This window comes from Arthrobacter agilis (genome assembly GCF_002953615.1).
Taxonomy (GTDB): Bacteria; Actinomycetota; Actinomycetes; order Actinomycetales; family Micrococcaceae; genus Arthrobacter_D; species Arthrobacter_D agilis_B.
The window spans coordinates 2,908,067-2,915,786 of the sequence record NZ_CP024915.1 but is presented as its reverse complement, the minus strand read 5'-3'; the positions used below and the strand labels follow the sequence as shown (position 1 = coordinate 2,915,786).

Here is a 7,720-nt window from a genome sequence, read left to right as displayed (position 1 = left end):
GTTCCCGGATCAGTGCGTCGACCGCCGAGCCGGGCAGCAGCCACCGGACCCCAGGCCTGCCGGATCGACTGGTGGCCCGGCGCCGTGAAGTCCAGCACCGCCACGGCCTCGAGGGCCACGCGGACCATCGTCGGGACCTCCGCCAAGGACCCGGCGACGGGCGCGACGAAGCACCGGAGGCCGGTCAGCCAGGCCGGCACGGCGACCGTCGCCCGACCCGATGGCGGACGCCGGTCCTCGAGGACGAGGATGAGCGCTCCGTCGCGCTCGTGCAGGTAGTCCTCCGCCTGCGCCCGGGCGACGCCGGCCCTGAACTCCCTGCGCGCACTTCCCGCCCCGACCGCGACGACGAACGATCCCTGCGGAGACACGCCCAGCGCCCGTGCGGCCTGCCCGAGCAGTTGCGGGTCCCGACCGTCGGAGGACAGCAGCCTCGACAGCAGGAAGGCCCGCTGCTGTTCCTTCTCGTGGGCCATCGACGCGAGTTCGTCCATGTATCCGGCGTGCACACGGGTCACATGGAACTCGACGGCTTCCCACACCCGCACCGCATCGTGCGTGAAATCGGACAGGGACTCGGCCGGGACCCTGCCGAGCATCTCGGTCCACAGGATGCGGAAGTCCATCCGCACGGCCCTCAGCAGTGACTCGAGGGGTACACCCTGGCTCGCCCTGCGGTGGCCGAGCGCGTCCGACATGAGCGCCAGGCGCTCCGGAACCGGCAGTCCGCCGACCATCCTCAGCAGCAGCTCCATCGAGGCGACGGCCGTGTCCCGCAGGTCCTGGTCCTGGACGGGCGAGCCCGCGTAGCCCTCGATGTCCTGCACGTCGATCAGGAACCGTTCGGCGATGCCGTCGATGTCCGCGAGGCAGCTGGTCACCACGTCGGACAGGACCGACCGCCCGGTTGCCGAGGAGTCACTGTTCTTGGGCATTTGCCCATCCTAGGGCTGGAGTCCGTGCCATCCCTCCATTGTGGGCGCCGGTGACGGAGACCACACTGGTAGGAATCGAACAGCTCCACCCACTCGAGGGAACACCATGCTCGACGTCAAGATCATCAACGCCCAGCTCTTCACACTCAGTGATACCCGCCCGACGGCGCAGTCGATGGGCATCCTCAACGGGCTCATCGTCGGGTTCGACGACGACGTCTCCGGCCTCCCGGCCCGGCGGACGATCGACGCGGACCAGGCCGTCGTCGTCCCCGGGTTTGGAGATTCCCACAACCACATGGCGTGGTTCGGGCAGTCACTGCAGGAGCTCGACCTCAGCGGCTGCCGCACCCTCGACGAGGTGTCCGCAGCGGTGCGGGATGCCGCAGCGATCCTCGACGAGGGTCAGTGGCTCGTCGGGTCCGGGTACGACGACACCGTCCTCGGCGCCCACCCGCACCGCACGCTGCTGGACGCCGCAGCCCCGGGACGCCCGGTCTGGCTGAAGCACCGTTCCGGCCACATGTGCTCGGTGAACTCCCTCGCCCTCGAGCTGGCCGGCGTCCTCGACGGCACGGCCGCGACGCCGGAAGGCGGGAAGGTGATGACGGACGCCGACGGCCCGACGGGCCTGCTGGAGGAACGGGCCCAGCAGCTCGTCACCGCACTCGTGCTGCCGTATCCCGTCGCGGAGCTGGCGGACGCCGTCGCAGGGGCCAGCGAGGTGTACGCGTCCGAGGGCCTGACGCATGTGGTGGAAGCGGGCATCGGCGGCGGACTGATCGGACGCAGCCCCGTCGAACTCGCCGCCTATGCGCTCGCGCGCCGGCAGGGCGGACTGCGGACGCGCGTCCAGCTCATGGTCGCCAGCGACGCCCTCCATCCGGTCACGGCGCACGACGACGACGGCATCACCTTCGGCCTGGACCTCGGCATCGCCACGGGATTCGGGGACGACACCGTCCGGATCGGCCCGATGAAGATCTTCGTGGACGGGTCCCTGATCGGGCGCACCGCTGCCGTGACCGAACCGTTCTGCGACCACGCCCACGGTACCGGCGACTTCCAGCTCTCGATCGAGGAACTGACCCGCCGGATCGTCTCGGCACACTGCTCCGGCTGGACCGTCGCCGCGCACGCCATCGGGGACTCCGCCGTCGACGTCGCCCTCGACGCCTTCGCGGCAGCCCAGCAGCAGCAACCCCGGCCCGGCGTCCGCCACCGGATCGAACACGCGGGCATGGTCCGCCCCGACCAGCTCGACCGGTTCGTGGAGCTCGGCATCACGCCCGTCCCGCAACCGCGCTTCCTGTACGAGGTCGGCGACACCATGGCCGCCGCCGTCGGACGCGACCGCGAGCCGTGGGTCTACCGCCATCGATCCTTCCTCGAGCGGGGCGTGCGTGTCCCGGGCAGCTCCGACCGCCCGGTCGCGACCGGCGCTCCCCTGCTCGGCATGCAGTCCATGGTGCAGCGGACCACGTCGTCGGGCGCCGTCATCGCTCCCGAGGAGCGCGTCGACGCCGAGACCGCCCTGCGCGCGTACACCGTGGACGCCGCGTGGGCCGCCGGCGAGGAGGACCGCCGGGGCACCCTCGAGGCGGGCAAGCTCGCCGACCTCGTCGTCCTCTCCGACCACCCCGCCCGCGTCGACCCGGACCGGATCGGCGCCATCACCGTCCTCGCCACCCTTGTGGGCGGCGAGTGCGTCTTCGGCGACGGATTCCTCACCCCCCGGACGGTCGTCCCCGTCCCTGCCACCGCCCCGCTCCCCTCCGACCAGGAAGTATGACCATGCAACCCTCCGAGGCAACACCCGCACCCCCATCAGAGATCCCGACAGTGAGCGGGGCCGACGCCGGCAAGATCGCGCGCGCCGCGTTCGTCGGCACGGCCCTGGAATGGTACGACTACTTCCTCTTCGGCACCGCCGCGGCGATCGTGTTCAACCGCCTGTTCTTCACGACGCTGGACCCCACCGCAGCGACCCTCGCCGCCTTCGCGACCTTCGGCGTCGGCTTCGCGGCCCGCCCGCTCGGTGCCGTCCTCTTCGGCTTCATCGGCGACCGCGTGGGGCGCCGACCCGCACTGCTCATCACCATCGTGATGATCGGCTGTGCCACCGGGCTCATCGGCGTCCTGCCGGACTTCGGCAGCATCGGGCTGGCAGCCCCGATCATGCTCGCCATCCTGCGCCTGATGCAGGGCCTGGCCGTGGGCGGCGAGTGGGGCGGAGCCATGACGATCGCCGTCGAGCACGCACCCATCGAGAAGCGCGGCCGGTACGCGGCGCTCGTGCAGGTCGGCTCTCCCGTCGGCACCCTGATGTCCTCCGGCGCCTTCGCCCTCGTCCTGCTGCTGCCCTCGGAGGCCTTCGACTCCTGGGGCTGGCGCCTGCCGTTCCTGGCCGCCTTCCCGCTGCTGCTGATCGCCCTCTACATCCGGCTCAAGGTCGAGGAGTCCCCGATCTTCCGGGAACTCGTCAAGCTCGAGGAGCGTGCCAAGATCCCCGCCCTGGAGGTCTTCCGCAACGCGTGGGGCCGCCTGCTCGTCGCTGTCGCCGCCGCGTTCCTCGGTGTCGGCGGGTTCTACGTCATGACCACCTTCGTCATCAGCTACGGCACCGTCACGCTCGGCCTCGAGCGTGGGCTCATGGTCAATGCGACCCTGGTCGCCGCCGTCTTCCAGATCGGCGTCGTGCTCGTCATGGGACGCCTCAGCGAGCGCGTCGGGCCCGGACGCATGACCCTTCTCGGTGGCCTCGTCACCGCCGCAGCGGCGTTCCCGCTGTTCTGGCTCATCGACACGAGGAACCCCGCGGCCATCATCCTCGCCGTGACGCTCGGCATCGCGTTCCTGTCCATCGCCTACGCGGTGACCGGCGCCCTGCTCACCGAGCTGTTCCCGCCCCACCTCCGCTACAGCGGCGTCGCCCTGGGCTACAACCTCGCCGGCGCTCTGAGCGGATTCCTCCCCTTCATCGCCGTCGCCCTGCAGGGCGCCACCGGCGGCGGATCCTGGACCGCGGCCCTGCTGCTCATGGCCGTCTCGCTCATCACCGCAGCCGGCGGCTTCTTCGGCGAGCGCCTCCGCGTGAAGGACAAGGCCATTGTCCAGTGATGTCATGCCCGGGTCCGGGCTCGACGACGGACAGCGTACCCGGATCCTCGACGCCGTCGATGCCGCCTTCGACCGCCAGCTCGCGTTCACGGCCGAGCTCGTCCGCCACCCTTCGCTGCGGGCGCAGGAGGCCAGCGCCCAGGACCTGATGGTCAGCGCACTCCAGGAGCGCGGGTTCGAGCTGGACCGGTGGCAGCTGGAGGAGGAGTCCCTGTCCGGGCACGTCGGGTACGGCCCGACGACGGTCGACTTCGAGGACCTGACCAACGTGGTGGGGACGTACACGCCGTCGGCGCCGGCAGCCGGGCGGTCCCTGATCCTCAACGGGCACATCGACGTCGTCCCCACCGGCCCGGTGGAGACCTGGTCCCGCAGCCCCTGGGATGCCCCGATCCTCGACGGCTGGATGTACGGGCGCGGGGTCGGCGACATGAAGGCCGGGCTCGCCGCGAACCTGTTCGCGTTCGACGCCGTGCGCGCCGCCGGTCTGTCACCCCAGGGACGCATCCACGTGCAGTCCGTCGTCGAGGAGGAATGCACGGGTAACGGGTCGCTCGCGGCGCTGCAGCGCGGCTACACGGCCGACGCCGTCGTCATTCCCGAGCCGGAGGAGGACATGCTCGTCCGCGCGAACGTGGGCGTCATCTGGTTCCGCGTCCGGGTGTCCGGGCAGCCGACGCACGTCCGCGAGATGGCGTCGGGGTTCAATGCGATCGACGCCGCATATCCGATCATGCAGGAGCTGCGCACGGTGCAGGACCGCTGGAATGCCGAGAAGGGCGAGCACCGGTACTTCGAGGACCTCGACCATCCGATCAACTTCAACATCGGCAGAATCGCCGGTGGTGACTGGCCCTCGAGCGTCCCCTCCTGGTGCGAGTTCGACGTCCGTGCCTCCCTCTACCCCGGTATCTCGGCGGCGGATGCCTGGCGTGAGATCGAGGACTGCCTGGCAGGTATCGACAGCGACGCGGAGATCTCGGCCGTGCGTACGGGCTTCTTCTCCGAGGGCCATGTCCTCGAGGAGGGGTCGGCGGCCGAGCAGGCGTTGGCGGCGGCCCACCAGCACGTCACCGGGGCCGCGTTGCAGAGCTTCACCACGCCGGGCTACCTCGACGGCCGCGTGTTCTCGCTCTATGCCGGCATCCCGGCGCTGGCCTACGGGCCGACGTCGGAGGCCATCCACGGCTTCGACGAACGCGTGTCCGTCGAGTCGGTCCGGAACGTCACCAAGACGATCGCCCTGTTCATCGCCGGCTGGTGCGGAGTCGCCGAGACGGCCTGAGCCGTACTACACAGAAGGAGCCCCGCCAGTGGCGGGGCTCCTTCTGTCTGGGAGTCACTTCGTCGGTTCGTCGAGCTCCCCGAGGCACAGCGCGCGGACGGTGTCGGTGAGCACGTGCAGGCCGTTCACGATGTCCTCGTCGGTGGTGTACTCGTGCTCGTTGTGCGAGATGCCCTCGACGGAGGGGACGAACAGCATGACGGTCGGGACCACGTCCTTCATGTTGGTGGAATCGTGTCCGGCGATCGTCTGGACGCGGGCGTGCTTCAGGCCGCGGTTCGCGGCGATCTTCTCCGCCAGCTCGACGCCCGCCGGCTGGTAGGGCGTGACCGGCCAGCAGTGCGACCCGGTCTTCTCGATGCGCACCCGGGCCCGCTCCTCGATCACCCGGAGCTGCTCGTGCAGTTGCCGGTCGGCGGCGGCGAGCAGTTCCTCGTCGGCGGAGCGGAGATCCAGCAGCAGGCTCACGCGGGACGCGACGACCACCGGGGAGTTCGGGTAGACGTGCAGCTCGCCCACCGAGGTGTGGACGGCGCCCGCCGGGAACGCATCGGCGACGTCCCGCGCGGCCACGACCAGCAGCGAAGCCCCCAGCAATGCATCCTGGCGGTCCGCCATGACCGTCGATCCGGTGTGGGACTGCTCGCCGTGGATGACGAACTCGTACTTGTTCGCCGCCCAGTTCGATGCGACGGCGCCGATCGCGACGCCGTCCCGTTCCATCCCGCGGCCCTGCTCGATGTGGATCTCGGCGTAGTAGGCCGGGTCGGGTCCCCCGAACGTGCCGGAGCTCGCCGTCGCGGCCAGTGCCTCGCGCACGGCGATCCCTGCCGGGTCCGTCGTGGCGAGCGCATCCTCGAGGGCGAGCTTCCCCGTGAACACGGAACTGCCCATCATGGACGGCTTGAACCGCGAGCCCTCCTCGTTGAACCAGTTCACCACCGCGAGGTTGTAGCGCGGAACAGCACCGGCCGCGCGCCACTCCTCCGCGAGCGTGAACGCCGCGTGGGCTGCGGCCAGGACGCCGAAGGCGCCGTCGTACCTGCCGGCGGTCGGCTGCGAGTCGAGGTGTGAGCCGACGAGCACGAAGGGTGCGCCGGGAACGAGCTCGAGGAGCCCGAACTGGTTGCCGGCCCGGTCGAAATGGACGGTGAAGCCCTGCGCCGTCAGCAGGTCCGTGAGCCAGGCACGCTGCTCGCCATCGGCCGGCGAGCCCGCCTGGCGTTCCACTCCTCCCCTGGGCGTGGCTCCGAAGGTACTGAGGGTGGCGAAGTCCTGCAGAAAGGCGGCGTCCCTCCCCTCGTACGTCGACGGGTCAGGGTTGGGTACGGCGTCGTTGCCCATGGCGGTCCATTCTGTGGCGGAATCGGCTGTCCATCCAATCGTCCCAGCGGGGGCACCACGCGGTACTGGCTGTTCTCCACCGATCAGCGGAACCCCGGTGTGCTTTCGCACAGCGCCCGGGGAAACGGCACGGCCGGCCCCGAGGGACCGGCCTTTCCTCCCTGCTACGGGTCGATCAGCTGATCGCTGCGCGCAGTTCCTTCGCGGCATGTGCGGGATCATCGGCGCTGTAGATACCGCCGCCGACGACGGCGACATCGGCACCCGAGGCCTGGACGTCCTTGAGGGTGGCGAGCTTCACGCCTCCGGCGACGGAGAAGGCGACGCCGGCTTCCTTGCCTGCGGTCAGCAGGGTGTCGAGGTCGTAGCCGTCCTGAGCCTGCTCGTCGAGTCCGGCGTGGAACTCGACGAACTCCGCACCGAGGTCGGTGACCTCCCTGGCGCGGGCTGCCTTGTCGTCGACGCCGATGAGGTCCACGACCACGCCCTTGCCGTGGGCCTTGCCGGCCTTGATGGCTCCGGCGATGGTGGAGTCATCGGCAACGCCGAGCACGGTCACGAGGTCGGCGCCGGCCGTGAAGGCGATGTCGGCCTCGAGCTCGCCGGCGTCCATGGTCTTGAGATCCGCGAAGACGATCTTGTCCGGGTGGGCTTCCTTGATGGCCGTGACGGCGGAGAGTCCCGCGTTCTTGACCAGAGGGGTGCCCAGTTCGATGATGTCGACGTACTCGGCGACCTTCCCGGAGAGCTCGAGGGCGTCCTCGACGGTCAGTACGTCCATGGCGAGTTGCAGTTTCATGATGTTTCCTTTGCTGGCTGGGGTGATCAGGGGTGGCGCGCTATTCGAGGTTGGCGTGCCGGGGCCAGAGGTCTTCGGCGGGGGTGCCGTCGGCCTTCCAGAGGGTGTGGAACGTGGCGTCGAGCACCAGGAGCAGTGCCTGCTCGAAGAGGCTGCCGGAGTACTGGCGGGACGCCGTGCCGCCGTGGTCCGTCTTCTGCGCGGCGGGGATGACCACCACGCGGTGGGCCAGTCCGG

General features: G+C 70.0%; 6 protein-coding genes and 1 pseudogene. 3 read left to right on the top strand and 4 right to left on the bottom strand.

The genetic code is table 11. From position 1 onward, the window contains the following. Positions 1 to 935: hypothetical protein (locus CVO76_RS14225; protein WP_208739803.1), on the bottom strand; the 935-nt coding region annotated here is incomplete at its 3' end. A 106-nt stretch (positions 936 to 1,041) separates the two neighbouring features. Between CVO76_RS14225 and CVO76_RS14220 the strand changes: the two genes are divergently transcribed. From CVO76_RS14220 to CVO76_RS14210, 3 genes are read left to right on the top strand one after another with little or no spacing between them, the layout of a single operon-like run. Continuing rightward, positions 1,042 to 2,727, top strand: a complete 1,686-nt coding sequence (locus CVO76_RS14220) for an amidohydrolase (protein WP_208739802.1) — start codon at positions 1,042 to 1,044, stop codon at positions 2,725 to 2,727. Positions 2,728 to 2,729: 2 nt separating this feature from the next. Next, positions 2,730 to 4,055 (top strand): MFS transporter, encoded by a 1,326-nt coding sequence (locus CVO76_RS14215; protein ID WP_208741837.1) that lies wholly within the window; start codon positions 2,730 to 2,732, stop codon positions 4,053 to 4,055. A gap of 4 nt (positions 4,056 to 4,059) precedes the next feature. Next, positions 4,060 to 5,340 carry an ArgE/DapE family deacylase gene (locus CVO76_RS14210; RefSeq protein ID WP_208741836.1) on the top strand — a complete coding sequence of 427 codons (1,281 nt, stop codon included), beginning with the start codon at positions 4,060 to 4,062 and terminating at the stop codon, positions 5,338 to 5,340. 54 nt (positions 5,341 to 5,394) lie between these two features. Here the strand turns inward: CVO76_RS14210 and CVO76_RS14205 are convergent, their stop codons facing one another. The 3 genes and pseudogenes from CVO76_RS14205 to CVO76_RS14195 form a co-directional block, all read right to left on the bottom strand. Continuing rightward, the gene (locus CVO76_RS14205) at positions 5,395 to 6,684 is read right to left on the bottom strand and encodes a M20 family metallo-hydrolase (RefSeq protein WP_208739801.1); all 1,290 of its coding nucleotides are present in this window, start codon (positions 6,682 to 6,684) and stop codon (positions 5,395 to 5,397) included. 175 nt (positions 6,685 to 6,859) lie between these two features. After that, positions 6,860 to 7,483: a 3-hexulose-6-phosphate synthase gene (hxlA, locus tag CVO76_RS14200; protein WP_208739800.1), complete on the bottom strand. Its 624-nt coding sequence runs from the start codon at positions 7,481 to 7,483 to the stop codon at positions 6,860 to 6,862. A 40-nt stretch (positions 7,484 to 7,523) separates the two neighbouring features. Then, positions 7,524 to 7,720: pseudogene (locus CVO76_RS14195) on the bottom strand (6-phospho-3-hexuloisomerase); the annotation flags it as partial.